This is a genomic window from Chelativorans sp. AA-79 (assembly GCF_029457495.1).
Classification (GTDB): domain Bacteria; phylum Pseudomonadota; class Alphaproteobacteria; order Rhizobiales; family Rhizobiaceae; genus Chelativorans.
Window position 1 is genome coordinate 3,075,278 of the sequence record NZ_CP120361.1, and the last position, 25,204, is coordinate 3,100,481.

At 63.5% G+C, this 25,204-nt stretch carries 22 protein-coding genes; 3 read left to right on the top strand and 19 right to left on the bottom strand.

Features of this window, described 5'->3' with window-relative positions; genetic code table 11:
- Nucleotides 1-120: 120 nt before the first annotated feature.
- Together PVE73_RS15005 and PVE73_RS15010 are read left to right on the top strand one after the other, a co-directional pair.
- A complete protein-coding gene (locus tag PVE73_RS15005) occupies nt 121-5,115 on the top strand; it encodes a hypothetical protein (RefSeq protein ID WP_277363020.1) in 4,995 nt (1,664 codons plus the stop codon).
- A gap of 154 nt (nt 5,116-5,269) precedes the next feature.
- Nucleotides 5,270-6,001 carry a LuxR family transcriptional regulator gene (locus tag PVE73_RS15010; RefSeq protein ID WP_277363021.1) on the top strand — a complete coding sequence of 244 codons (732 nt, stop codon included), beginning with the start codon at nt 5,270-5,272 and terminating at the stop codon, nt 5,999-6,001.
- Here the strand turns inward: PVE73_RS15010 and glpK are convergent.
- The 19 genes from glpK to PVE73_RS15105 all read right to left on the bottom strand — a co-directional run bounded on the left by glpK (nt 5,988) and on the right by PVE73_RS15105 (nt 24,874).
- A complete protein-coding gene (gene glpK / locus PVE73_RS15015; protein WP_277363022.1) occupies nt 5,988-7,487 on the bottom strand; it encodes a glycerol kinase GlpK in 1,500 nt (499 codons plus the stop codon). The two genes, PVE73_RS15010 and glpK, sit on opposite strands and share 14 nt — an antisense overlap.
- Before the next feature lie 76 nt (nt 7,488-7,563).
- The gene (locus PVE73_RS15020; RefSeq protein ID WP_277363023.1) at nt 7,564-9,291 is read right to left on the bottom strand and encodes an ABC transporter substrate-binding protein; all 1,728 of its coding nucleotides are present in this window, start codon (nt 9,289-9,291) and stop codon (nt 7,564-7,566) included.
- A 73-nt stretch (nt 9,292-9,364) separates the two neighbouring features.
- The gene (locus tag PVE73_RS15025) at nt 9,365-9,646 is read right to left on the bottom strand and encodes a DUF2160 domain-containing protein (protein WP_277363024.1); all 282 of its coding nucleotides are present in this window, start codon (nt 9,644-9,646) and stop codon (nt 9,365-9,367) included.
- A 2-nt stretch (nt 9,647-9,648) separates the two neighbouring features.
- Entirely contained in the window at nt 9,649-10,467 is an 819-nt protein-coding gene (locus PVE73_RS15030) for a carbohydrate ABC transporter permease (protein ID WP_277367468.1), read from the bottom strand.
- A gap of 106 nt (nt 10,468-10,573) precedes the next feature.
- The gene (locus tag PVE73_RS15035) at nt 10,574-11,443 is read right to left on the bottom strand and encodes a sugar ABC transporter permease (protein ID WP_277367469.1); all 870 of its coding nucleotides are present in this window, start codon (nt 11,441-11,443) and stop codon (nt 10,574-10,576) included.
- Nucleotides 11,440-12,516: an ABC transporter ATP-binding protein gene (locus PVE73_RS15040; RefSeq protein ID WP_277363025.1), complete on the bottom strand. Its 1,077-nt coding sequence runs from the start codon at nt 12,514-12,516 to the stop codon at nt 11,440-11,442. The genes PVE73_RS15035 and PVE73_RS15040 overlap by 4 nt, the downstream gene beginning before the upstream one ends.
- Nucleotides 12,517-12,526: 10 nt before the next feature.
- Nucleotides 12,527-13,603: an ABC transporter ATP-binding protein gene (locus PVE73_RS15045; protein WP_277363026.1), complete on the bottom strand. Its 1,077-nt coding sequence runs from the start codon at nt 13,601-13,603 to the stop codon at nt 12,527-12,529.
- Nucleotides 13,587-15,134 carry a glycerol-3-phosphate dehydrogenase gene (gene glpD, locus PVE73_RS15050; RefSeq protein WP_277363027.1) on the bottom strand — a complete coding sequence of 516 codons (1,548 nt, stop codon included), beginning with the start codon at nt 15,132-15,134 and terminating at the stop codon, nt 13,587-13,589. Before glpD ends, PVE73_RS15045 begins: the two co-directional genes overlap by 17 nt.
- A gap of 95 nt (nt 15,135-15,229) precedes the next feature.
- Nucleotides 15,230-15,994, bottom strand: coding sequence for a DeoR/GlpR family DNA-binding transcription regulator (locus PVE73_RS15055; protein WP_277363028.1), 765 nt, complete (start codon nt 15,992-15,994; stop codon nt 15,230-15,232).
- A gap of 77 nt (nt 15,995-16,071) precedes the next feature.
- Nucleotides 16,072-16,800, bottom strand: a complete 729-nt coding sequence (locus PVE73_RS15060) for a proteasome-type protease (RefSeq protein WP_277363029.1) — start codon at nt 16,798-16,800, stop codon at nt 16,072-16,074.
- A 34-nt stretch (nt 16,801-16,834) separates the two neighbouring features.
- Complete coding sequence (locus tag PVE73_RS15065) at nt 16,835-17,632, bottom strand: transglutaminase family protein (RefSeq protein ID WP_277363030.1); 798 nt, start codon at nt 17,630-17,632, stop codon at nt 16,835-16,837.
- Nucleotides 17,633-17,643: 11 nt separating this feature from the next.
- Complete coding sequence (locus tag PVE73_RS15070) at nt 17,644-18,585, bottom strand: alpha-E domain-containing protein (RefSeq protein WP_277363031.1); 942 nt, start codon at nt 18,583-18,585, stop codon at nt 17,644-17,646.
- A 146-nt stretch (nt 18,586-18,731) separates the two neighbouring features.
- Nucleotides 18,732-20,141 (bottom strand): circularly permuted type 2 ATP-grasp protein, encoded by a 1,410-nt coding sequence (locus PVE73_RS15075; RefSeq protein ID WP_277363032.1) that lies wholly within the window; start codon nt 20,139-20,141, stop codon nt 18,732-18,734.
- A gap of 152 nt (nt 20,142-20,293) precedes the next feature.
- Entirely contained in the window at nt 20,294-21,424 is a 1,131-nt protein-coding gene (gene tgt, locus PVE73_RS15080; RefSeq protein ID WP_277363033.1) for a tRNA guanosine(34) transglycosylase Tgt, read from the bottom strand.
- Entirely contained in the window at nt 21,421-22,497 is a 1,077-nt protein-coding gene (gene queA / locus PVE73_RS15085; RefSeq protein ID WP_277363034.1) for a tRNA preQ1(34) S-adenosylmethionine ribosyltransferase-isomerase QueA, read from the bottom strand. Before queA ends, tgt begins: the two co-directional genes overlap by 4 nt.
- Nucleotides 22,498-22,604: 107 nt before the next feature.
- Nucleotides 22,605-23,081 carry a peptidylprolyl isomerase gene (locus PVE73_RS15090; protein ID WP_277363035.1) on the bottom strand — a complete coding sequence of 159 codons (477 nt, stop codon included), beginning with the start codon at nt 23,079-23,081 and terminating at the stop codon, nt 22,605-22,607.
- 25 nt (nt 23,082-23,106) lie between these two features.
- Nucleotides 23,107-23,691 (bottom strand): peptidylprolyl isomerase, encoded by a 585-nt coding sequence (locus PVE73_RS15095; RefSeq protein WP_277363036.1) that lies wholly within the window; start codon nt 23,689-23,691, stop codon nt 23,107-23,109.
- Between the two features lie 16 nt (nt 23,692-23,707).
- A complete protein-coding gene (gene coaD, locus PVE73_RS15100; protein WP_277363037.1) occupies nt 23,708-24,205 on the bottom strand; it encodes a pantetheine-phosphate adenylyltransferase in 498 nt (165 codons plus the stop codon).
- A gap of 54 nt (nt 24,206-24,259) precedes the next feature.
- Nucleotides 24,260-24,874 (bottom strand): LysE family translocator, encoded by a 615-nt coding sequence (locus PVE73_RS15105; RefSeq protein ID WP_277363038.1) that lies wholly within the window; start codon nt 24,872-24,874, stop codon nt 24,260-24,262.
- A gap of 192 nt (nt 24,875-25,066) precedes the next feature.
- Between PVE73_RS15105 and PVE73_RS15110 the strand changes: the two genes are divergently transcribed.
- Nucleotides 25,067-25,201 carry a hypothetical protein gene (locus PVE73_RS15110; protein WP_277363039.1) on the top strand — a complete coding sequence of 45 codons (135 nt, stop codon included), beginning with the start codon at nt 25,067-25,069 and terminating at the stop codon, nt 25,199-25,201.
- The last annotated feature ends 3 nt before the right edge of the window (nt 25,202-25,204 follow it).

Genomic DNA, 25,204 nt, shown 5'->3' on the forward strand with positions numbered 1-25,204 from the left:
TAATCACCGACTTGTGCCACTACGATACGAGTGGGCAGGATGTGGGCGAAAAAAGGGTCTTGAGCATCCCATTTCGGGATGCCTCGTATGTATCCCGTAAAGTACAGGGTAGGCGGCGCCATGGCACGCAATACAACGAAGAAGTTACCTGCGGACGACTTCGCGAAGGAACTCGAGGACGCCCTTGAACTCGAGACCGCGTCGATGGCGGTCGAGGACGGCGATCTCGACGTGGCCGCCTCGATGGAGGAACTCGAAGCCCAGATAACACTGGCTGCCGAGGAATTGGCGCGCGAGGGGCTGCACGACGATCATGCCACCGCGGAGGAGCCGGCGGCAAGCGCCGAGCCGGAACCTTTTGCCCAGGATATGGAACCGGCGCCGGATGACGTCCCCTCCTCCACCGAGCCCGTGCAGCCTACCGAGAACCTTGTCCGCGCCGAGGCACAGCAGCCCAGCACATCCGCCGCACCCGCTTTCCTGCCGGCCAACGACGACAAGCAGAACGGCGAATATCTCCGCCTTGCGCGCAAGATGGAGCAGCGCGCGCCTTACACCGCCTATTGGGCCGCCGCCGCGCTCTCGGTCGTCTGGATCGCGCTTTGCGCCGGCTTCGCCCACTTCGCCTATGGGCCGCAGATCTGGCAGATCCGCAGCCTGAACGGGTTGCTCGCGGCACCTGCCGCATTCGGCCTGGTCATCGCCGCCGTTATGCCGGTGCTGCTGTTGTGGGGCTTTGCGGTGATGATCCGCCGCGCCCAGGAGATGCGTCTTGCCGCCCGTAACATGGCTGAGATCGCCTTCCGCCTGACCGAGCCGGAGAATCTTGCTCATGATCGGGTGATGATGGTGGGCCAGGCGATCCGCCGCGAAGTGCAGGCGATGGGTGACGGCATCGAGCGCACGCTGGCCCGGGCGGTCGAGTTGGAGACCCTCGTCCACACCGAGGTCAATGAGCTGGAGCGCGCTTATTCGGAGAACGAGGCGCGGATCCGTCTTCTGGTCGACAGCCTCGGCAGCGAGCGCGAGGGCATCGTGGGACACGCCGAACGTGTCCGCGCCTCCATCACGGGCGCACACGAGGTCATAAAGGAAGAGCTGGATTCAACCAGCGAGCAGATCCGGCTTACCGTCGACGGCGCCGCGGAGCGGCTCACGACGGTGCTCGAGCGGTCGGGCGAGACCTTCGCGGAACGCATCGGCTCGACGGGCGAGACGGTCGCCCGCATTCTCGACGAACGGTCGGAGATCCTGTCAGGTCAGATCACCGGTTCGGGCGAAACGCTTGCCGGCCTCCTCGATTCGCGGATCACCGCCCTCGGCAATTCCAGCGAGGCATTCCTGGAGCGCATCAGCAGTTCCAGCGACACGGTCAGCCGGTTGCTGAACGAGCGTGCCGAGACCCTTTCCAAGCAGATCACGACGTCGGGCAACGGCCTTGCCGAGTTGCTCGACACGCGCGTGGCCACCCTGTCGGAGAGCACGGACCAGGCCACCCGCGCGCTCGGCACCGTGTTCGACGAGCGCATCGGCAGCTTCATGTCCTCCGTGAACAGCGCGTCCGATCGCCTGAACATGCTCTTTGCCGATCGTCTGGGCGAGATCGAACGTACCTTCACCGAACGCGGCGAGACGCTGCTCTCGGAGTTCTCCACCCGTGCCCAGGCTCTGGACACCGGCATCGAACGGCTCGAGTCCGCGCTTGACGCCCGCGCACGCAGCATCAATGAGACGTTGGTTGAGCGCGCCCGCGATGTGGCCGACGCATTCGCGCGCGGCAAGCAGGATGTCGTCTCCGCCATCGAAACCGGCAGAAACACCATCGACGGCGAGCTTTCCGATCTGGTGGCCTCCACCTCGATCATGCTGCAGGGCAAAGCCGAGGAGTTTGCCGAGCGGCTCAAGGAGGGCCATGCGGAGCTCGATGCCAGGCTAGACAGCGGCCTCGGCCGCTTCGAATCGGTCCAGGCACGCGTAGACGAAGCAATCCGGAACCAGGTCACCGTCTTCGAGCAGAACCAGGATCGCCTGTCGGATCTCCTGCAGTCCGACATCCGCAAGCTCAACGAAATCCATTCGAGCTTCGAGAACCGTATCGAAGGACAGATCGAGAAGCTGGCGGAGACGCGTGGAAGCTTCTCCGCGGCGATCGAAGAGGATATTGCGAAGATCGGCGCACACCGCGACGAGCTCACGACCGCCATCCGCGCCGATATCGATCATGTAAACGAAGCTTTCACCGCCCATACCGGTTTGATCGAGGAACGCACACGGACCATGGAGAAGGCGCTGACCATCGGCGTCGACAAGGTTCGCCAGACGCTGGAGAGCAGCGCCGTCGTGGTCGCTTCCGCGCTGCGCGACAAGGTGACGGAAGCGACGTCGTCCCTGAGTGTGGAGACGATGAAGGTGCTCGACGACATCGATCAGCGCATCACATCGCGCGTCGAGGGCACGGCGCACCTCCTCACCACCCAGGCGGACCAGATCGATCTCACATTCGACAGCGCCGCCGACCGGATCGCCGCGCGCGCGGAGCAGGTCGCGCGTCGCCTGGGCGATCATGTGGAGCAGATCGACCGCACCTTCGACGGTGCAGCCGAACGGGCTGCAGTGCGCGTGGAGGCAGTCGCCCAGTCGCTCGCCGGCCATGTCGGCCAGATCGACGTGGCCGTCGATGCCGCGGGCGACCGGATCGCCGGGCGCATGGAGGGTGTTGTCCAGACCATCACCGGCCATGTCAGCCAGATCGATACGGCCGTCGACGCTGCCGGCGAGCGCATCGCCGGCCGTGTGGAGACCGTGACACGGTCGCTCGCCGACCAGGTGGAGCATATCGACCGCACATTCGACGGCGCCGCCGACCGGATCGCCGGGCGCGTCGAAGGGGCCGCGAGGCTTCTGGGCGAGCACGTGGAGACGATCGACCGCACCTTCGACGGCGCCGCCCAGCGGATAGCCGAGCGGACCGAAAGCTTCCAGGACAATTTCAACGAGATCGACGGCCGCGTCGCTGCACGGGTCAACGAGGCCTCCTCCCTTCTGTCCGGGCATGCCAACCTGGTCACGCGCACTTTCGATGAAGTGGATCAGCGCATCATCGCCCGCACCCATCAGACCTCGGCCGAGCTCGATGCGCGCGCTTCGGCGATCGCCGGGCAGCTTGCCGAGTTCGAAACCCGCTTGAAGACGACCGCCGGCTCCACGGCATCGACCATCATCAGCCGCGTGGCCGAGGTCGAAAAGCGGCTCGGAGAGAGCGCGGATCGCACCACAGCGGCGATCGAGGAAGGTTTGGGCGGCGCCGAAGAGCGCTTGAAGTCCACCGCCGAACAGACCGCTCAGCATGTAAGCCAGCAGTTGGCGCGCACGCAGGCCGATCTCGTCTCGACAGCCGATACGATCGGCCAGACCTTCGCGACGATCAACGAGCACATCGCCCGGCGCACCGGCGAGACTGTGCGCAGCTTGGACGAGCGCACGCGCGAATTCAACTCGGTGCTGGCGAGCCGCACCTCCGAGATCGCACGTATCCTGGATGAGACCGCACGACCGCTGGTCGAGCGCTTCGAGACGAGCGGCGGGGAACTCCGCGAAGGCATCGAGGCGATCACACAGCAGACGACGGAGCGCCTGCGCCAGGAGAACGCCGCTCTCGTCAACGCGCTGGCCAGCCGCACGGCCGAGACGCTCAGCGCCATGGAACGTGCCCGCAACAATCTGCTGGGCAATGTCGGTGAACTGCTCGGTCAGTTGGAAACCTCCGGCGACAAGCTCGGTCAACTCGTCGAGATGGCTGCCAGCAACTTGACGCAGGTGGACGAAAGGCTGTCCGGCACGACCCAGGAATTCGCCCGCAATGCGGAGAAGGCGGCAGAGACGATCGCCAATTCCGCAAGCCTCATCAACGCGAATTCCGGCCGGTTGGCAGACTTCTCCAATCGCACCCTGAGCGAGATCTCCGCGATCGCCAGCCGCTTCGAGGATCACAGCCGCGTGCTCGAAACGGCGTCCGAGCTGCTCGAGAAGGCGCAGGGCAGCCTCGGCGAGAGCCTCGAGGGGCGGCAGCAGGCGCTGAACGAGCTGGCGAACGGGCTTGTCGAGAAATCCGAGCGTGTCGAGCGGATCATGAAATCCTTCGAGCACCTGATCGAAGGTACGGTGGAGTCGGCCGAAGGAAGAACCCGCCAGTCGATGGAGACCATTCGTGAATCCATCAACGATGTCGTCGAGGCCGCGACCAGCCGCTTCGCAGGCGCCACGGAGGATTTGCGCCGCAGCGCAAAGGAGATCCGCGAAGAGATCGAAGCCACCCGCGCGGATGTGAAGCGCGGTATCGTCGAGCTTCCGGAGGAAGCGAAGCAGTCCACCTCGGCCATGCGCCGGGCGATCACCGAACAGATCAACGCGCTCAAGGAGCTTTCCGACATCGTGGCGAAGTCCGGACGGCTGCATGACGTGGGCACCAGCATTCCCGCCCCGCAGCCCGGTCCGGCTCAGGGACAACCTCGCCAGGCGACGGCCCAGATGATAACCGAGGCACCGGCACCTGCCGCCCCGCGCATCGTGGAAAGGCCGAGGGCGGATGCGACGCCTCAGCAGCAGGCACGGCAGGCCGCTCCTCGCCCCGCGCCGGCGCGCGCGGCGCAGCAATCCGCGCCCCAGGCGGTTCCGGGCGGTGGCGGCTGGATCCGTGATCTCCTGCGCAGCGCCTCCCGCGAAGAAGCGCATGCCGATGCCACCACGTCTTCTCCTGAGAAATCACCGCTTCACGTGGTGGAATCACTTAACTCATTGTCGCTCGACATCGCACGGGCGATCGACCACGACGCGTCGGTGGAGCTTTGGGAGCGGTATCGCCGTGGAGAACGCAACGTTTTCACGCGCCGCCTCTACACGCTGAAGGGGCAGCAGACTTTCGACGAGATCCAGCGCAAATACCGGGCAGACGCGGAGTTCCGTAACGCCGTCGACCAGTATTGTCGCGATTTCGAAAAGCTGCTGGCCGATGTCTCGCGTACCGATCGCGACAATATGATGAGCCAGACCTATCTCACCTCGGATACCGGCAAGGTCTACACCATGCTGGCTCACGCGAGCGGCCGTCTGCGCTGACCTGCCGCCGATCAAGCTGATCACGGGCTCTGCCCGCGAAAGCCCCGGCAACGCCGGGGCTTTTTCTTGGTAACGTTTTCGCGTCTACGCATAGGCCCCCTTGCAATCCTCCACTTTGCCGAGCATTCTCAATTTGGGACAGATAGGGGGTCGCATGAACCATGGCCGTGACGGTGCCATCCGGCCAGAACGTGAGATCATACAGGCTGCACGCCGCGCGACGAGCGTCGAAGAAGCTGTCTTTCTGGTGCGCGATGGTCTCGGCTTGGCGCATACGACCTTCCACATGAACGTCTCGGGCGTCGGGCCTCTCGATTATCCTTTCCTCAGAACCACTTATCCGCCGGAATGGATCGCGCGCTATGTCCTGCGCGCATACCTCAATCTCGACCCCACCATTCGCGAGGGCTTCGCGTCGACGCACCCGATCATGTGGCACGATCTCGTCATGAACGAGCGAGAGAAGGAATTCATGGCCGACGCCCGCGCCCACGGCATCGGAACGTATGGCTGCTCCATCCCCACGATAGACCGCTTTTCCAGGCGTTCGCTTCTTTCGATGAGCGCGAACCTGGAACTCGACGCCTGGATCGACTTCATCGGCCGTTTTGGATCCGCTGCAACGGAGGTAGCGCAGATCCTTCATGCGAAGGCGATCGAGGAGTTGTCTCTTGCCGCACCTTTGGGCGCCGCTCTCGCCCCGCGCGAGGTCGAGTGCCTCTTATGGACCGCGCGCGGCAAGGACTCCAAGGATATCGCCGGGATCCTCAAGCTCTCGGAATACACCGTGAGGAGCTATCTGCGGACCGCCCGCCAGAAGCTCAAATGCAGAAACCTTTCCCAGGCTGTCGCCAAGGCGGTCCACAAGCGCATCATCGCTCCATAGTGCTCAATGTCCTGCGCACGGCATCGCGCCATCCCCGCAATTTGCGCTCGCGTTCCGCATCGCCCATGCCTGGCGTGAACTGACGATCGAGCGCCCAGCTTCGGGCGAACTCCCGCATGCCCGGCCATACGCCGGCGCGCGAGCCGGCGAGCCAGGCGGCACCGAGCGCCGTGGTCTCCAGGACCGTCGGCCGGTCCACCGGCGCGTCGAGAATGTCGGCGAGGCACTGCATGGTCCAGTCGCTCGCCACCATCCCGCCATCCACACGCAGGACCTTCATCTCTCCACCGTCCGGCCAATCCTTGCGCATCGCATCGAGTAGGTCGCGCGTTTGGAAGGCCACCGATTCCAGCGTGGCGCGGGCAAACTCCGCAGGCCCGGTGTTGCGCGTCAGACCGAAGATCGCGCCCCGCGCCTCCGCATCCCAATAGGGTGCGCCGAGGCCGACGAAGGCCGGCACCAGATAGAGATCCTGCGTCGGGTCGGATTGTTCGGCGAGCGGCCCTGAATCGCCGGCCTTGTCGATGATCCTCAATCCATCACGCAGCCATTGCACGGCTGCGCCTGCCACGAAGATGGAGCCCTCCACGGCGTAAGTCGTCTCGCCGTCAAACCGGTAGGCGATCGTCGACAGCAGCCGGTTCTTCGAGCGAACCAGTGACGGACCGGTATTGAGCACGGCGAAGCACCCCGTGCCATAGGTGGATTTGAGCATGCCCGGCTCGAAGCAGGCCTGGCCGATGGTGGCGGCCTGCTGATCGCCCGCAACGCCGAGAATGGGGATGGCCGCGCCGAAAAGGCCACTTTCCGTCGTGCCGAACTCGGCCGCCGTATCCTTGACCTCGGCAAGCAGCGCGCGGGGCACGTTGAGAATGTCAAGGAGTTCCTCGTCCCACGCGTTGGTCTCAATGTTATAAAGAAGCGTGCGCGAGGCATTCGTCGCGTCGGTCGCGTGGACCCGCCCGCCGGTCAATCGCCAGATGAGGAAGCTGTCGATCGTGCCGCCAAGCAACTGGCCTTGCTCCGCCCGCTGCCGCGCGCCCTGCACCTTGTCGAGCAGCCAGGAGAGCTTCGTGCCGGAAAAATAGGGATCAAGCACCAGCCCCGTTCTTTCCGCGAAAAGCGGCTCCAGGCCCTCGCCCTTCAGCTTCTCGCACAAGGGCGCGGTGCGCCGGTCCTGCCAGACGATGGCGTTGTGGATCGGCTTTCCCGTCTCGCGGTCCCAGACCACGACCGTCTCACGCTGGTTGGTGATGCCGATCCCGGCCACCTCCTTCGCCTCGATCCCGGCATTGTCCAGTGCCGCCTCGACGGTCGAGACCACACTTCTCCAGATGTCCTCCGGGTCATGCTCCACCCAGCCCGAGGCGGGGTAGTGCTGCGGGAACTCCTCCTGCCCGATGCCGACCGCCTGCATCTTACGGTCGAAGACGATGGCCCTGGTCGAGGTCGTCCCCTGGTCGATGGCCAAGACGAAGCCGTTCATATCTCCTCCTGGGCAAAAAAGCCGGGAGAGGCAGCGGTGCCGCCTCCCCCTGTTTCATGCAGGGCACGTGGATCGATTACGAATCGTTCCAGCTCTTCACCAGTTCGTCGTAGTTGATGGTGATCGGCTTTTCCTTCTCATTCTCGATCTTTGGCTGTGGCGCGAGGTTGCCCTTGGCCACCGCCTCCTGGTGCCAGTATTCGAGATCGTGCTCCTCGGCGAGCTTCGGGCCGACGTCGCCCTGGATGCCGGCACGCTCCAGGCGGGACAGCACCTGCTCCTGCTCGGCGCAAAGCGAATCCATGGCTTCCTGTGCCGTCTTGGCGCCGGAGGCCGCGTCGCCGATCGCCTGCCACCAGAGCTGCGCCAGCTTCGGGTAATCCGGCACGTTGGTGCCCGTCGGCGACCATTGCACGCGGGCGGGCGAGCGATAGAACTCGACCAGGCCGCCGAGCTTCGGCGCGCGCTCGGTGAAGCTGTCATGCTGGATCGTGCTCTCGCGGATGAAGGTGAGCCCCACATGGCTCTTCTTCACGTCCACGGTCTTCGACGTGACGAACTGGGCGTAGAGCCAGGCCGCCTTGGCGCGGTCGTCGGGCGTGGACTTCATCAGCGTCCAGGAACCGACGTCCTGATAGCCGAGCTTCATGCCGTCCTTCCAGTAGACGCCGTGCGGGCTCGGGGCCATGCGCCACTTGGGCGTGCCGTCCTCGTTCACCACCGGCAGGCCGTCCTTCACCATGTCGGCCGTGAATGCCGTGTACCAGAATATTTGCTGGGCCACCGAACCCTGTGCCGGCACGGGGCCGGATTCGGAGAAGGTCATGCCTTGAGCTTCCGGCGGAGCATAGGCCTTCAGCCATTCGAGATACTTGTCGATGGAATAGACCGCCGCGGGACCATTGGTGTCGCCGCCGCGGGCTACGCAGGAGCCGACAGGCCGGGAGTTCTCGTCCACCTTGATGCCCCACTCGTCGACCGGCAGTCCGTTCGGGATGCCCTTGTCGCCATTGCCCGCCATGGAAAGCCAGGCATCGGTGAAGCGCCAGCCGAGCGACGGGTCCTTCTTGCCGTAATCCATATGGCCATAGACCCTCTGGCCATCGATTTCCCGGCCGGTGAAGAATTCGGCGATGTCCTCATAGGCCGACCAGTTGACCGGCACGCCGAGCTCGTAGCCGTATTTCTCTCGGAAATCGGCCTTGTTCTGCTCGTCGTTGAACCAGTCGTAGCGGAACCAGTAGAGGTTGGCGAACTGCTGGTCGGGAAGCTGGTAGAGCTTTCCGTCCGGCGCCGTCGTGAAGGACTTGCCGATGAAGTCGTCCACGTCGAGGTCCGGGTTGGTGACGTCGGCGCCCTCGTTCGCCATCCAGTCGGTCAGGTTGCGCACCTGCTGGTAGCGCCAGTGGGTGCCGATCAGGTCCGAATCGTTGACATAGGCATCGTAGATGTTTTCACCCGACTGCATCTGCGTCTGCAGCTTCTCGATGACATCGCCTTCGCCGATCAGATCGTGCGTCACCTTGATGCCGGTGATGGCCGTGAAAGCCGGCGCCAGCACCTTCGACTCGTATTCGTGCGTCGTGATCGTCTCGGAGACCACCTTGATGTCCATGCCCTGGAAAGGCTGCGCGGCGTCGATGAACCACTGCATCTCCGCTTCCTGCGCGGCGCGGTCGAGCGTAGACATGTCGCCGATCTCGGCATCGAGGAATTCCTTCGCCTCGTCCATTCCTGCCATTGCGCTGCTCGCTCCCATCAGGAGCATCAGCGCCGAAGTCGTCATTAACAAGTGCCGTTGCATGGTTTCCTCCCTAAGCGTTCTTGCACCAGCTACCGGAGCACCGCGGGCTTGCGGCACCCCCGATTTTCTCCCTCTAGACCCATCGGAACACACCAACCGCGTAGACGATGGAGAGAGCGAGAGCCCACCAAAGACCGGGGCCGACGAGCCCCAGCCATGCGAGATTTATGAAAGCAGCGCCGAGCAGCGAGACGAACAGCCGGTCGCCGCGTGTCGTCTCGAACTGCAGGATGCCGACGCGCGGATTGCCACCCGGCGAGAAATATTCCCACACGCCCATGCTCAGAAGCAGAGTCGCGATCGCGATGAAGAAGAGCGCCGTCGGCCAGGTCCAGGCCATCCAGGAGAAGTCCATCCTCACACCCTCCCCAGGGCGAAGCCCTTGGCGATGTAGTTGCGCACGAACCAGATCACGAGCGCGCCGGGAATGATCGTGAGCACGCCGGCCGCCGCCAGTACGCCCCAGTCGAGGCCGGAGGCGGAGACCGTCCGCGTCATCGTGGCGGCGATTGGCTTGGCATCCGTCGTCGTCAGCGTGCGGGCGAGCAGCAGTTCCACCCAGGAGAACATGAAGCAGAAGAAGGCCGCCACCCCGATGCCGCTCGCGATCAGCGGCATGAAAATCTTCACGAAGAAGCGCGGGAAGGAATAGCCGTCGATATAGGCCGTCTCGTCGATCTCCTTCGGCACGCCGGACATGAAGCCTTCGAGGATCCAGACCGCCAGCGGCACGTTGAAGAGGCAGTGCGCCAGCGCGACGGCGATGTGCGTGTCGATCAGGCCGAAGGCCGAATAAAGCTGGAAGAAGGGCAGTGCGAAAACGGCCGGCGGCGCCATGCGGTTCGTCAAAAGCCAGAAGAACAGGTGCTTGTCGCCCAGGAACCGGTAGCGCGAGAAGGCATAGGCAGCCGGCAGAGCCGCCGTGACCGAGATCACCGTGTTCATCACCACATAGATGATCGAATTGATATAACCCGAATACCAGGCGGGATCGGTGAAGATGACGCGATAGTTCCTGAGGGTCGGGTTCTCCGGCCAGAGCGAGAAAGTGCCGAGGATCTCCGTATTCGTCTTGAAGCTCATATTGATGAGCCAGTAGATCGGCAGCATCAGGAAAAGGATATAGATGGTCGGCACCAGCCACCAGAAGCGCGAGCGCGTGCCGCGCCGCATCATCTCCTGGCCGATCTGCGTCTGCGTTCCCGCGGCGGCAGCCGCCGCTTCCGTCCGCCGCATCGCGATCGATCCGCCGCCGCTGCGGCGCTGTCCTTGCCCGCCGCCATTACCGTTTCTCCGTGCCGTAGCTGGTCATGACCGTGTAGAAGACCCACGACATGAGCAGGATAATCAGGAAGTAGATGATCGACATGGCAGCCGCCTCGCCGAGGTTGAATTCGCCGATGGCGAGCTTCACGAGATCGATCGACAGGAAGGTGGTCGTGTTGCCCGGCCCGCCACCCGTCAGCACGAATGGCTCCGTGTAGATCATGAAGGAATCCATGAAACGAAGCAGGATGGCGATCAAAAGAACCCGGTGCATCTTGGGCAGCTGGATGTAGCGGAACACCGCCCAGCGCGACGCGCCGTCGATCTTGGCCGCCTGGTAATAGGCGTCCGGAATGGAGACGAGGCCTGCATAGCAGAGCAGTACGACGAGGCTCGTCCAATGCCAGACATCCATCAGGATGATCGTGGCCCAGGCGTCGACGGGATCGTTCACATAGTTGTAGTCGAAGCCGAGCGCGTAGAGGGTACGCCCCAGAAGGCCGATATCGATGCGTCCGAAAACCTGCCAGATCGTGCCCACGACGTTGAAAGGAATGAGGAGCGGCAGCGCCATCAGCACGAGGCAGACCGGCACGCCCCAGCCCTTTCGCGGCATGTTGAGCGCGATGAAGATGCCGAGCGGCACCTCGATCGCCAGGATGATCGCGGAGAAAGCAAGGTTGCGGCCCGCCGCCGCCCAGAAGCGGTCCGAATGCAGAACCTCTTCGAACCATTCGGTGCCGGCCCAGAAGAAGACATTGTTCCCGAACGTGTCCTGGACCGAATAGTTGACCACCGTCATGAGCGGAATGACGGCCGAGAAGGCCACCAGCGCCAGGACCGGCAGCACCAGGAACCAGGCCTTGTTGTTCACGGTCTTCATCAGCGCGGCCCTCCCAGTTCGACGCGCCAGGAACCGGCGTAGAGATTGAGATGCGCCGGATCGAAGACGACGTGCGGCTCTGCCGGGATCTCCTCGTCTTCATTGACGACAATGGCGATCGCCTCGCCTTCCAGGCTCGCGTGGATGATCTTCCTGCGCCCGATGTCCTCGATCTTGCCGATGACGACCGGCATGCCCTCGCGCCCGAGGCGAACGAATTCGGGGCGGATTCCAAGCTCGAGCTGGCCGACCGGCGGTTTCCCGAGCCCGCCCGGGAGCGTGATCGACTGGCTTCCGAGCCGGGCCGTCGCACCCTCGATCGTGGCCGGCAGCAGGTTCATGCCGGGCGAGCCGATGAAATAGCCCACGAATGTGTGACGCGGCCGCTCGAAGAGCTCTTCCGGCGTGCCGATCTGCACGATCTCGCCTTCATACATGACCACGACCGTATCGGCGAAGGTCAGCGCCTCCGTCTGGTCATGCGTGACATAGACCATGGTGTGGCCGAAGCGGCGGTGCATCTCCTTGAGCTGCGTGCGCAGCGCCCATTTGAGATGCGGGTCGATGACGGTGAGCGGCTCGTCGAACAGGATCGCATTCACATCCGCCCGCACGAGGCCCCGCCCCAGCGAGATCTTCTGCTTCTCGTCGCCGGTCAGGCCCTGCGCCCGCTGTCCCGCCCGGTCATCGAGCCCTAGCATCGCGATCACCTCGCGCACGCGGCGGGAGACGGCTTCTTCGGGCACGCGCCGGTTGCGCAGCGGAAAGGCCAGATTGTCGTAAACGGTCATCGTGTCGTAGACGACCGGAAACTGGAACACCTGCGCGATGTTGCGCGCCTCCGTAGGCAGGCCGGTGACATCCACCCCGTCGAAAAGAATGGCGCCCTCGCTCGGCCTGATGAGGCCTGAGATGATGTTGAGCAACGTCGTCTTGCCGCAGCCCGAGGGGCCGAGCAGCGCATAGGCGCCACCGTCCTTAAAGACGTGGTCCACGCGCCGGAGCGCGTAATCGGTCTCGCTCTCCGGATTGGCGGCGTAGGCGTGACGAAGTTCCTTCAGCTCGATCCGTGCCATGCTCGCCTCCTCACGCCGCCATCTGCATCGCCGAAACGCTGTTGCCGGTCTCGTCGAAAACCAGCATATGGCGCGTATCGACGAAGAGCCGTAGCGTCTCGCTCACCTCGATGCGATGGATGCCTTCCTCCAGCATCACCCAGCGATTGCCCGCATAGTCCACATGGACGAAGCTCTCCGAACCCGTGATCTCCGTCACCATCACCCGGGCCTCGACCGGCACGCCGCCGCCCCTGTCCTCGAGCGAGAGGTGATGCGGGCGAAAGCCGACCGTGTAACCGGCATCCGGTATGCCCGCGAGCCGAGTGGGAACGGGGATGCCGGGCGTACCGTCCAGTACGAAACGCCCCCCCTGCTTCGTCAGCTCGATCGTGTTGAGCGGCGGATCGGAAAAGGTCTGCGCCGTGACCAGGTCGGCGGGGTTGCGGAAAACCTCGATCGTCCGCCCGAACTGGGTGACGTGCCCCTCGCTCAACGTCGCGGTGTTGCCGCCGAGCAGCAATGCCTCGGCGGGCTCGGTCGTGGCATAGACGAAGATCGCACCGGACTCGGCGAAGATACGCGGCAGTTCGGCCCTCAATTCCTCTCGCAGCTTGTAGTCGAGATTGGCCAGCGGCTCGTCGAGCAGAACCAGCCTCGCCTCCTTCACGATCGCGCGCGCCAACGCCGTACGTTGCTGCTGGCCGCCCGACAGCTCCAAGGGAAGCCGGTCGAGATAAGGCACAAGGCGCAGGAGCTCCGCCGCCGCCCGCACCTTCCGGTCGATGACGGCCTTGTCGGCACCCGTCACCCGCAGCGGCGAGGCGATGTTCTCGTAAACGGTCATGGACGGGTAGTTGATGAACTGCTGATAGACCATGGCGACGCTGCGCTTCTGCACGGGCACCCCGGCCTGATCCCTACCGTCCATGAAGACGCCGCCCGAGGTGGGCTGGTCGAGGCCGGCCATCAGGCGCATCAGCGTCGTCTTGCCGGCGAGCGTCGGCCCGAGCAGGACGTTCAGGGAACCCGGCTCCAGCCTGAGCGACACATTGCTGATATGCGTCTTCCCGTAGACGACCTTGGAGACGTCACGCAGCTCCAGCACGTCCAGTTCCTCCCGCTGTCTGCCTCTGCCCGTCCGCGATGTCGCGCATGAACACGTCCACTGCCTGAGCCTCCTCCCGGCTCAATTTCAGTCCCCGTTTGGTGCGCCGCCACAGCACGTCCTCGCCCGTGCAGGCCCACTCCCTCGTCGCGAGAAAACGCAGCTCCACCTCGTAGAGATCGGCGCCGAAGGAGCGGCCGAGATCATCGAGCCGCGCCGCTTCGCCGAGTATATCACGCGCGGTGGTGCCATAGAGCCGCACGAGCCGTCGCGCATGGCCGCCTTCCAGAAACGGATAATCACGGGAAAGAGCTGCCACCATCTCCTCGAATTCGAGGGGGCCGAAGCCGCCGCCCGGTAACCGCGCATCCGATGTCCAGGGCTTTCCGCGCCTGCCGATCGCTCCCTCGATATCGTCAAGCGCCGCCTCCGCCAGCCGCCTGAAGGTCGTGATCTTGCCGCCGAAGACGTTCAGCAGAGGCGCGCCGAAGGACCGGTCCATCTTCAGCACATAGTCGCGCGTCGCCTCCTGGGCCTTGCTCGCTCCGTCATCGAACAGCGGCCGCACGCCGGAATAGGCCCAGACGATCTCCTCCGGCCGCACGGGGTCGGAAAAGTATTCGCTCGCCGCGTCGCAGAGATAGGCGATCTCGTCCGTGCCGATCTCCACCTTGGCCGGGTCCCCCGTGAAATCCTGATCGGTGGTGCCGATCAGCGTGAACTCGTCTTCATAGGGAATGGAGAAGATGATCCGGCCGTCTCCGTTCTGGAAGAAATAGGCCCGCGGATCGTCATATTTCTTTCGCACCACGATGTGGCTGCCCTTGACGAGGCGCACGTGATGGGCCGAATTTCGCCCGAGCGCGCCGGCGATCACCTCGTCCGCCCACGGGCCGGCGGCGTTCACCAGCATCCGCGCGCGAATCTCCTCGTGAAGACCGGTCTCCAGATCGCGGATGGTGACGACCCAGGCGCCCCCTACCGTCCGTGCACCGACCACTTTCGTCCGCGTGCGGATCTCCGCGCCCTTTTCCGCCGCGTCGCGCGCATTGAGCACGACGAGGCGCGCATCGTTCACCCAGCAGTCCGAATATTCAAACGCGCGGCGGTAGGATGCCTTCAGCGGCTTTCCGGCTGGATCGCTACGCATGTCGAGCGTGCGGGTCGGCGGCAAGAGTTTCCGGCCGCCGATATGGTCGTAAAGGAAGAGCCCGAGGCGGATGAGCCAAGCCGGACGCAACCCCTTGTGGAGCGGCAGGACGAAGCGCATCGGCCAGATAACGTGCGGCGCGCTCCGCCAAAGGAGCTCGCGCTCCATGAGCGCCTCGCGCACGAGCCTGAACTCGTAATACTCCAAATAGCGCAGGCCACCGTGGACAAGCTTCGTGGAAGCGGAAGATGTCCCGCTTCCCAGATCATTCATCTCGGCGAGGAAGACCGAATGGCCGCGGCCGGCCGCATCCCGCGCGATGCCGCATCCGTTGATGCCGCCGCCGACAACGAACAGGTCATGGATTGGACCGTTGCCCAACCGCTCCTCCCTTGCAGGGCCCGATAGCCGCCCTCAAAGCGAAGCTAAAACGAAGATAAAGCGAATGTCAAACGAATATAGAAGGCGCGATCCGGTCAGACACAGGCCTCGATGAGCCGAACGTTGGAATCGCGGCAAACCGCGCGGAAGTTTCCGCTCGGGCAACGGTCGGTGATGAAGGTGTCCACCCCGGAGACATGGCCGATGCGCACAGGCGCGCTTCGCTCGAATTTCGAGGAATCCGAAACCAGGATGACATGGCGCGAATTCGCCATGATCGCCTGCGCCACCTTCACCTCGCGCAGGTCGAAGTCGAACAGCGAGCCATCCTCGTCGATGGCGGAGACTCCTATGACGGCGTAGTCCACCTTGAACTGGCGGATGAAGTCCACTGCCGCCTCACCCACGATGCCGCCGTCCGAGCCGCGCACCACGCCGCCGGCGATGATCACCTCGAAGGCGGGATAGACACGCATCCTGTTGGCGACATTGATGTTGTTGGTGATGACCATCAGGTCCTTGTGATCGAGCAGCGCGTCGCTCACCGCCTCGGTCGTGGTGCCGATATTGATGAAGAGCGAAGCCTTGTTCGGGATGAGTTCCGCCGCCGCACGGCCGATGCCGCGCTTCTCCTCCGCGAGGAGATCGCGGCGCGCCTCATATTCCATGTTCTCGATCCCCGAGGGCAGCAGCGCGCCGCCGTGAATGCGCGTGAGCAGCCGCTGATCGCACAAGTCGTTGAGATCCTTCCGGATCGTCTGCGGCGTCACGTTGAAGCGCGCCACAAGGTCCTCGACCAGGACGCGGCCGTGCTCCTTGGCAAGTTGCAGGATTTCCTCGTGGCGCGGTGCCAGAAACATCGGCTCCCCTCAGTTTCGCTTTTCTTCCATATAGCAGAAAACGAAAGCAGTGAAAGTATGGTCGAGCGCAGACCGAGTTAGGGCTGAAAGTCAGGCAAGCTCTTGAATGCCGCCTTGAGAGCACTCGACCAGCCATCGGAAATCGTGCGGAAATAGGGATCGTCCTGCTCGATGCGCTTTTGATAGCCCACCTTGAAACTGTCGCGCGTATAGTAGAGCAGGTCGAGCGGCAGGCCGACGGAGAGGTTGGATTTGAGCGTCGAATCGAAGGAGACGAGCAGCAGCTTTACCGTCTCCTCGAAAGTTAGCGTCGTCTCATGTGCGCGGATGAGGATCGGCTTGCCGTATTTCGTCTCGCCGATCTGGAAAAAGGGCGTGTCCGGGCCGGCCTCGATGAAGTTGCCTTCGGGATAGATGAGGAAGAGCCGCGGCTCACCACCGCGGATCTGGCCGCCCAGGATGAAGCTCGCCCCGAAGGCGTCCGCGTTCTGGCCCTCGAAAGCCGACTGGCGGATCACCTCCTTCAACGTGTCCCCGACCAGGCGTGCCGTCTGGAACATCGACGGCGTGCCGAGGACCGAGGGTATCCGCTCCTCGGCCGCCTTTGTGCGCTCGTCGAGCAGGCTCACCACCGCCTGGGTCGTTGCGAGGTTTCCCCCCGAGAGCAGCACGATGACGCGCTCGTCCTTCTTGGACCAGCAATGCATCTTCCGGAAGGTGGATACGTTGTCGACGCCGGCATTCGTCCTGGTGTCCGACATGAACACCAGCCCGCCTTCGATCTTGAGCCCGACGCAATAGGTCATGCGGTCCCTGCGCGCGAATCGTGATTCAAGGAGATTACTGCTCGACTGTTATGCGGACCGCAAGCTGTTCTTCGGCATGGCCGAGCCGGATTCCCATCACGGGCATGGCGTCGCGATAGTCACGGCCAACTGCCACGCGCACATAACGCTCGTCCGGAGAGATGCAGTTGGAACTGTCGAAGCCCACCCAGCCGAGCCCCTCCACATGGGCTTCCGCCCAGGCATGGCTGGCGGTCTGATCATCGCCCGCGTCAAGCCGCAGATAGCCGCTCACATAGCGTGCCGGAAAACCCAAACGCCGGGCGGCGGCGATGAAGATGTGCGCATGGTCCTGGCAGACCCCCTGCCCCTTGGCCAGCGCCTCCTCCGCGGTGGTCACCGCGTTTGTCGCCCCAACCGTATAGGCAACGCGTTCGCGCACCAACTCCATGAGCGCATGCAGGCGCTCGACTTCCGTTCCACCATCGTCGACCGACTTTGCCAGCGAGGCCACGCCCTCACCCGGCTCCGAGAGCGGCGTATCCTGGAGGAACAGCCATAGCGGCGCGAGTCCTCGATGGGCACCCACCACGCCGTTGGTATCCTGCGTCTCGACCAGGCCGGACGTGGTGATCACGATCCGGTGCGGCGCGCCCTCGATGCTCAGAAGGCGCGTGTCATTGCCGAAGCTGTCGTCATAGCGCACCTCCTCCCGTGCGCCCTCGATGGACAGCGTCCATTCCGTCACCGTCTGGGTGGATCCACTCTTCGGAAATAGCCTCAGCCGCTGCAACGCGTAGGAAAGTGGTGCGTCATATCGGTATTCGGTGCTGTGCGAGATCTTGAGACGCATGGCTCGCATCCCTAGTAGAAGCGGTAATCCGCGGCAATCTGATCGCCGAGGGCGGCGTTGTCGCGGATGAACTCGGTCAGGAATTCGTGCAGGCCCTCCTCGAAGACGTCAGAGATCGTGACCGTCTTCAGCTTCTGCAGCCTCGCATCGGCGAAGTCATGACTGGGATGCCGCGTGCCATACTCTTCCGCCAGAAAGCCAAGCGAATCGCAGATCCCTCGGTAGCAATAGGCGAGAGAGCGCGGCATGCGCCGGTTGAGGATCAGGTAGTCGGCAATATTGGCCGGCGTGTATTCTCCGTCGTAACTCCAGCGGTAGGAGCGCTGCGCGGAGACGGAACGCAGGATGGTCTGCCATTGGTGATTGTCGAGGGAGGAGCCGACCCAGGTGGCCGAGGGCAGCAGCACATAATACTTTACGTCCAGGATGCGCGCGGTGTTGTCCGCCCGTTCGATCATCGTGCCGATCTTGGCGAAATCGAAGATCTCGTTGCGCAGCATGGTGCCGTGGAAGGAACCCCGGATCAGCGCGGTCTCGCGTTTAATGGCATCGAGCACGGCCGGCAATTCGCGCTCATCCACGGGCTCGCTCAGAATGCGCCGCAAGGCCATCCAGGCCTCGTTGATGCTCTCCCAGGCCTCCCGCGTCAGCGCGGTGCGTATCATGCGCCCGTTCATGCGGGCGGTTTCCATGCACGCCATCACGCTCGAAGGATTCGAAGGGTCACGCAGAAGGAAATCCGTGACCGACGCCGCGTCATAGCTACGGTTTCCATCGTCGAAGGCCTGGCGCACACCGGCGCTGGTCATCACCGACATCCATTCGTCGGCCGGCGCATTGGTCTGCGTAAGGGCGAGCCGCAGGCCCGTATCGACCAAGCGTGCCATATTCTCCGCCCGCTCGATATAGCGGTTCATCCAGTAGAGGCCGTTGGCAGCGCGTCCGAGAAGCATAGGATTAGCGAATAGCGAAATAGCGGGTAGCGGATAGGGAATGGCGACCGGCTGGTTGCGAATGGCGGATCTGACGCCATTTGAAGTTTTGCGACTTCATCTTCCATTCCTTCCCTGTTCGCTACTCGCCATTCCCTACTCGCCCTCTAATCATCCAGCACCCACGTGTCCTTCGTGCCGCCGCCCTGCGAGGAATTCACCACAAGCGATCCCTCCTTCAGCGCCACGCGCGTGAGCCCGCCCGGCACGATATGAATGCGATCGGAAACAAGCACGAAAGGCCGCAGATCGACGTGGCGCGGTGCCAGGCCCTTCTCCGTGAGAACGGGGCAGGTGGAAAGCGAAAGCGTCGGCTGGGCGATATAGTTAGCCGGCTTCGCCCTGAGCTTTGCCGCGAACGCTTCCAGCTCCTTCCTCGATGCGGCGGGCCCGACCAGCATGCCGTAGCCGCCCGAGCCGTGCACCTCCTTCACCACCAGCTCCTGGAGATGGTCGAGCACATAGGCGAGGCTCGAGGGCTCCGAGCAGCGCCATGTCGGCACGTTGCGCAGGATGGCCTTGCGCCCCGTGTAGAACTCGACAATTTCGGGCATGTAGGAATAAATGGCCTTGTCATCGGCAATCCCAGTGCCCGGCGCGTTGGCGATGGCGATATTGCCCGCGCGATAGACGTCCATGATTCCCGGCACGCCCAATATGGAGTCGGGCCGGAAGGTCAGCGGATCGAGGAAATCATCATCCACGCGACGATAGAGAACGTCGATTGCCTTGTAGCCCTGGGTCGTGCGCATGGCCACGTGGCCGTCGACAACCCTCAAATCCTGCCCTTCCACCAGTTCGACGCCCATCTGGTCTGCCAGAAAGGCATGCTCGAAATAGGCGGAGTTGAAGATGCCGGGCGTCAGCACTGCGATCGTCGGCGCACCGTCGCAATTGACCGGACGCACCGCGGCAAGCGAGTCGCGCAGTAATTGCGGATAGTTCTCGACCGGCATCACCCTGATCTTCTGGAAAAGCTCCGGGAAGAGCTGCATCATCGTCTCCCGGTTTTCCAGCATGTAGGAGACACCGGAGGGCGTGCGCGCATTGTCCTCCAGCACGTGGAACTCGTCCTCGGCCGTCCGCACGACGTCCACGCCGATGATGTGCGTATACACTCCGCCCGGCGGCCTGACGCCGATCATCTCGGGCAGAAAGGCCTTGTTGCAGGCGATCAGGTCGCGCGGGATGCGGCCTGCCCTGAGGATCTCCTGGCGGTGGTGGATGTCGTAAAGGAAAGCGTTGAGAGCGCGCACGCGCTGCTCGATTCCCTGTACCAGCCGTCGCCACTCCTTGCCTGAAAGAATACGCGGCACGATGTCGAAGGGGATGAGCCGCTCGGCCGCTTCCGCATCGCCATAAACAGCGAAGGTGATGCCCGTGCGCCGGAACACCTTCTCGGCATCCCGCGATTTTTCCTTCAGCCGCTGGAAGTCTTGCGCATCGAACCAGCGGCCGTAAGGCTCGTATGGTTGCCTTGCCTGGCCCCCCAGGCGCATCTCGTCGAATATGCTCACGACATACTCCCTCAGGAGCATTTGAACGCGCCTTGGAGAGGGTTGGCAAGAAATTTCTGTACCTTAGGGGCGAGTGTCCAAATCGCGGTCAGGTTGCACAGGTTTTGTCACGTCTCTGCCGAATGAATGGGCAGAGCGGTCGCAAGACAGGCCTACAGAGGCGGCAGATCACCTCTCTCCCATTTCTCCTGGATCTCGGCTGTGCGCTCTGCGAGTCGGCCAGCCTCGATCGCAGCGCGGATGTCGGCCGTGAGGCTCTGATAATAGGCCAGATTGTTCCAGGTAAGCAGCATGCCCCCCAGCGACTCCCCGGATTTCACCAGATGATGCAGATAGGCACGTGAATAATCCCGCGTGGCGGGGCAATCGCTCTCCTCGTCCAGCGGGCGCGAGTCCTCGGCATGGCGGGCGTTCTTGAGGTTGATCTTGCCGTGCCTCGTATAGGCGAGCCCGTGGCGCCCTGCCCTGGTCGGCATCACGCAATCGAACATGTCGATACCCTGTGCCACCGATTTCAGGATATCGTCCGGCGTGCCCACGCCCATCAGGTAGCGCGGCTTATCGGCGGGCAGCGCCGGGCAGGTCGCATCGAGAATGTCGAGCATCACCTCCTGGGGCTCGCCGACGGCGAGGCCGCCCACGGCGTATCCCTTCAGGTCCATCGCCGCGAGCGCCTCGGCTGAACGCAGGCGCAGGCGCTTGTCGTCCCCTCCCTGTACGATGCCGAACATGGCCTTGCCCGGCTGGTCGCCGAAGGCCGTCTTGCAGCGCTCGGCCCAGCGCAACGAAAGCTCCATCGCGCGCTCGATCTCCTTCCCGGTGGCAGGCAGGCGCAGGCATTCGTCGAGCTGCATCTGGATATCGGAATCGAGCAGCCCCTGGATCTCTATCGAACGCTCGGGCGACATCTCATGCACCACGCCGTCCACATGGGAGCGGAAGGTGACGCCCTCCTCCCTCACCTTTCGAAGTGCCGCGAGCGACATCACCTGGAAGCCGCCGGAATCCGTGAGGATCGGATAGGGCCAGCGGGCGAATTCGTGCAGGCCGCCCAACCGCGCCACGCGCTCCGCGCCCGGCCGCAGCATCAGATGATAGGTGTTGCCCAGGATGATGTCGGAGCCGAGCGCCCGCACCTGGTCCATATACATGGCCTTGACGGTGCCGCCGGTACCGACTGGCATGAAAGCCGGCGTGCGGACGGTCCCGCGCGGCATGGAGATTTCGCCGCGCCGCGCCCTGCCGTCGCTCGCGAGCACGCGGAAGGTGAAAGTGTCGGTCACGTGTCGTTCCTGAAAAGCAGGCTGGAATCGCCGTAGGAATAGAAGCGGTAGCGCTGTTCAATGGCGTGGCGGTAGGCCGCCTGCATCGTTTCCAGTCCGCTGAAGGCCGAAACCAGCATGAACAAGGTCGAACGCGGCAGATGGAAGTTCGTCGTCAGGATGTCAACCGCCCGGAAACGATAACCGGGCGTGATGAAGATATCAGTCTCCCCGGCCCAGGCGGAGAGACGTCCGGAACGTTTCGCGGCACTCTCCAGGAGCCGGAGCGACGTGGTGCCCACCGCGACGATCCGCCCGCCCCGCGCCCGCACGGCATTGAGGGCATCGGCGGTCGCGGCATCCACTTCCCCCCACTCGGAATGCATCCTGTGGGCGTCCGTATCGTCCGCCTTCACCGGCAGAAAGGTGCCGGCGCCCACATGCAGCGTCACGAAATGGCGCTCGATCCCGGCGGCTTCAAGGGCCGTGAAGAGATCCGGCGTGAAATGGAGCCCGGCGGTGGGTGCCGCCACAGCACCTTCTTCGCGGGCGTAGATCGTCTGGTAGTCGGCGCGGTCGCGCTCGTCCTCCGGCCGTTTCGAGGCGATATAGGGCGGAAGCGGTACATGGCCCGCGGCCGCAATGGCCTCGTCGAGAACGGGACCGGAAAAGTCGAAGACGAGCAGCACTTCCCCGCCCTCGCCTTTCTCGACCACCGTCGCCTCGAGCGTACCCAGGAAGCAGCTCTCACCATCATGGCCGAACTGGATGCGCTCGCCGACGGCCACGCGCTTGGCGGGTTTCAGAAATGCCTTCCAGCGGTCGGGGCCAGCACGCATATGAAGGGTCGCCTCCACCTGGGCAACCGCCTCGCCGCGCCGGCGGATGCCCGAAAGCCGTGCAGGGATCACTTTCGTGTCATTGAAGACCAATGCATCGCCCGGCCGCAAAAGCTGCGGCAGGTCGCGCACGATGCGGTCCTCCAGCGGTCCGTCCGGCCGCACAACCAACATATGTGCGGAATCACGCGGGCTCGCCGGCCTCAGAGCGATCCGGTCTTCCGGAAGGTCAAAATCGAAGAGATCGACACGCATGGATGAGACATTAGTGAATGGTGAATGGGTCGGCTTCTCTGCCGTCAGTTGTCTATTTATCTAGACAACCGACAAGCCAGAAGCCTTCACCATTCACCTACTCGCCTCTACGCAACATCCGCCGCGACCTTCATGGAGACGATCGAGTCGGGATCGCGCACCGGCTCGCCGCGCTTGATCTTGTCGATATTCTCCATGCCCTCGATGACCTGGCCCCAGACAGAGTACTGCCTGTTAAGCCATGGCGCATCCTCGAAGCAGATGAAGAACTGCGAATTGGCCGAGTTCGGGTTCTGCGAGCGCGCCATCGAGCAGGTGCCGCGCACATGCGACATGTTCGAGAATTCGGCTTTGAGGTCCGGCTTCTCGGAACCACCCATGCCGGTGCCCGTCGGATCGCCGGTCTGTGCCATGAAGCCGTCGATCACGCGATGGAAGACCACGCCGTCGTAAAATCCCTCGCGGGCCAGTTCCTTGATGCGCGCCACATGGGCCGGCGCCACATCGGGAAGCAATTCGATCACCACATTGCCCTTGGTCGTCTCCACGACGACCGTGTTTTCCGGGTCCTTGATTTCAGCCATGAGACGCCTCTTTTCCTTGTCGCTTCTACTGGTCGGCGGCGATCCGCACGCTCAGCATGCGGTCGGGATCCTGAACCACCCCATTCGCGGCGGGATTGCCCTTCTTGATATTGTCGACATGTTCCATGCCGGATTCCACCTGGCCCACCACGGTGTAGGCGCCATTCAGATGCGGCGCCGGCGCCAACATGATGAAGAACTGCGAGTTCGCGGAATTGGGGTCCTGCGAGCGGGCCATGCCCACCGTACCGCGATCGAAGGCGGTGCTGGTGAATTCGGCCGGCAGGTCGGGAAGCTCCGAACCGCCCGTGCCGGCACGCTGCGCGTCATAGCCGTCTTCCATGTCGGCATACTGCACATCGCCGGTCTGGGCCATGAAACCGTCGATCACGCGATGGAAGGCGACATTGTCATAGGCGCCCTCGCGCACCAGAGTCTTGATCTGCTCCACATGCTTCGGCGCGAGGTCGGGCCTCAGCGCGATCTCCACCTCGCCACCCTCAAGCTGGATGATCATCGTGTTCTCGGGCTCGGCGGCAAGCGCGCCACCGGCACCGAGGGAGAGGACGGCAGCAACGCATAGGGGTGCGAAGCGAGATAAGAGGCGCATAAGGTCTGTCTCCCGGTTAGGCCTTGAACTTTTCTTTAAGGGCTGCCGCGACGACGGCCGGCACGAAGGGCTCCACATTACCGCCCATCGAGGCGATCTGGCGCACGAGTGTGGCGGTAATCGTGCGGACCGAGGGGCTTGCCGGCAGGAAGACCGTCTGCAGGTCCGGCGCCATGGTCTCGTTCATGCCCGCCATCTGCATCTCGTAATCGAGATCCGTACCGTCCCGCAGTCCCCGGATCATGATCGAGGCGCCGTGGGCGCGCGCGGCATCGATGACGAGGTTGTTGAAGGACACCACCTTGATGCGGCCGCCCGCGCCCAGATCGGCCACCGCCGAACGCTCGATGAGCGCCACGCGCTCCTCGTAGGTGAAGAGCGGCTTCTTGCCGGGATGGACCCCGATACCGATCACGACGGTGTCGGCGAGCTTGAGCGCTCCCTTCAGCACATCGAGATGGCCGTTGGTCAGCGGATCAAAGGAGCCGGCGTAAAAGGCGGTGCGCTCAGTCATGGCCGCTTCTAACGCTCCTCGGCGGGGAAGGCAATTCGTGCAATGGCTGCGGGGCTAGCGGCGCGAAAACGCCAGCCAGAGGCCGCCGCCGATCAGAAATGTGCCCGAAACGCGTTCCGCGAGTCGCACGCGCGCCCTGGTCAGCTTCGCCCCCGCCCCGCCGGCGGCAAAGGCGTAGAGCGAATCGGAAATGGCCGCGATGAGCATGAAGATTGCGCCCAGAAGCAGGGTCTGTGAGGCCGTGTTGCCTGCCGGGTTGATGAACTGTGGAATGAAGGCACCGAAGAAGATGAGCGTCTTCGGATTCGACCAGAAGACCACGAAGCCCTGGACGACCAGCGAACCGTCCGTTCGGGGCGGCGCCTCGGCCGCGCCAAGCGAGCCGTCCGAACGCCACATGCGGATGCCGATCCAGATCAGATAGGCCGCGCCCATCAGGCGCACGATCTCGAACACGCTCCCCATGCCCGCGACGATCGCCTGCAGCCCCAGTGCCAGCACCCCAATCATGGATGCCAGGCCGATCTGCGTGCCGAGCACGTTGAGCAGCCCTGTCCGCGAGCCGTGCCGCATGGAATTGGCGATGATCACCGTCACGGTGGGGCCAGGCACGATGATGATCGCGATGCAAGCGACGGTATAGGAAAGGAGCGCAGCGATTTCCGGCATGGCGTCGTGCCTCTCTGTAAGTTGATGCACAGCAAAGCCACAGCCACGGGTCCTTGGCAAGATGGCCGGAGTTCATGAACGGTGGTTGAACGGGACCTTCAGGTCCGGTTCGTGAGGAGACTGGCATTTACGTCGCACAGGCGGTGAACCAAACCGCCATTTCACCGTTAACACTGCCAAGGAGGCAGTCCGATGCTGATTTACACGCTTGCAGCCGCCATGACCGTCGCCATGCTGATCGCCACGGCCCTCGGCCTTCATCAGGAAGCTCAGCGCGTGAAGCTGGAGAACAGAATCCCGAAAGAGCGGTATCCGTTTCGCCGGTGATTG

What these genes read in the sequence shown, in the direction of transcription:
- PVE73_RS15005 (WP_277363020.1), top strand. Translation starts at nt 121, where the DNA reads ATGGCACGCAATACAACGAAGAAGTTACCTGCGGACGACTTCGCGAAG.
- PVE73_RS15010 (WP_277363021.1), top strand. Translation starts at nt 5,270, where the DNA reads ATGAACCATGGCCGTGACGGTGCCATCCGGCCAGAACGTGAGATCATA.
- glpK (WP_277363022.1), bottom strand. Translation starts at nt 7,487, where the DNA reads ATGAACGGCTTCGTCTTGGCCATCGACCAGGGGACGACCTCGACCAGG.
- PVE73_RS15020 (WP_277363023.1), bottom strand. Translation starts at nt 9,291, where the DNA reads ATGCAACGGCACTTGTTAATGACGACTTCGGCGCTGATGCTCCTGATG.
- PVE73_RS15025 (WP_277363024.1), bottom strand. Translation starts at nt 9,646, where the DNA reads ATGGACTTCTCCTGGATGGCCTGGACCTGGCCGACGGCGCTCTTCTTC.
- PVE73_RS15030 (WP_277367468.1), bottom strand. Translation starts at nt 10,467, where the DNA reads ATGATGCGGCGCGGCACGCGCTCGCGCTTCTGGTGGCTGGTGCCGACC.
- PVE73_RS15040 (WP_277363025.1), bottom strand. Translation starts at nt 12,516, where the DNA reads ATGGCACGGATCGAGCTGAAGGAACTTCGTCACGCCTACGCCGCCAAT.
- PVE73_RS15055 (WP_277363028.1), bottom strand. Translation starts at nt 15,994, where the DNA reads ATGTTTCTGGCACCGCGCCACGAGGAAATCCTGCAACTTGCCAAGGAG.
- PVE73_RS15060 (WP_277363029.1), bottom strand. Translation starts at nt 16,800, where the DNA reads ATGACCTATTGCGTCGGGCTCAAGATCGAAGGCGGGCTGGTGTTCATG.
- PVE73_RS15065 (WP_277363030.1), bottom strand. Translation starts at nt 17,632, where the DNA reads ATGCGTCTCAAGATCTCGCACAGCACCGAATACCGATATGACGCACCA.
- PVE73_RS15070 (WP_277363031.1), bottom strand. Translation starts at nt 18,585, where the DNA reads ATGCTTCTCGGACGCGCTGCCAACGGCCTCTACTGGATGAACCGCTAT.
- queA (WP_277363034.1), bottom strand. Translation starts at nt 22,497, where the DNA reads ATGCGTGTCGATCTCTTCGATTTTGACCTTCCGGAAGACCGGATCGCT.
- PVE73_RS15090 (WP_277363035.1), bottom strand. Translation starts at nt 23,081, where the DNA reads ATGGCTGAAATCAAGGACCCGGAAAACACGGTCGTCGTGGAGACGACC.
- PVE73_RS15095 (WP_277363036.1), bottom strand. Translation starts at nt 23,691, where the DNA reads ATGCGCCTCTTATCTCGCTTCGCACCCCTATGCGTTGCTGCCGTCCTC.
- coaD (WP_277363037.1), bottom strand. Translation starts at nt 24,205, where the DNA reads ATGACTGAGCGCACCGCCTTTTACGCCGGCTCCTTTGATCCGCTGACC.
- PVE73_RS15105 (WP_277363038.1), bottom strand. Translation starts at nt 24,874, where the DNA reads ATGCCGGAAATCGCTGCGCTCCTTTCCTATACCGTCGCTTGCATCGCG.
- PVE73_RS15110 (WP_277363039.1), top strand. Translation starts at nt 25,067, where the DNA reads ATGCTGATTTACACGCTTGCAGCCGCCATGACCGTCGCCATGCTGATC.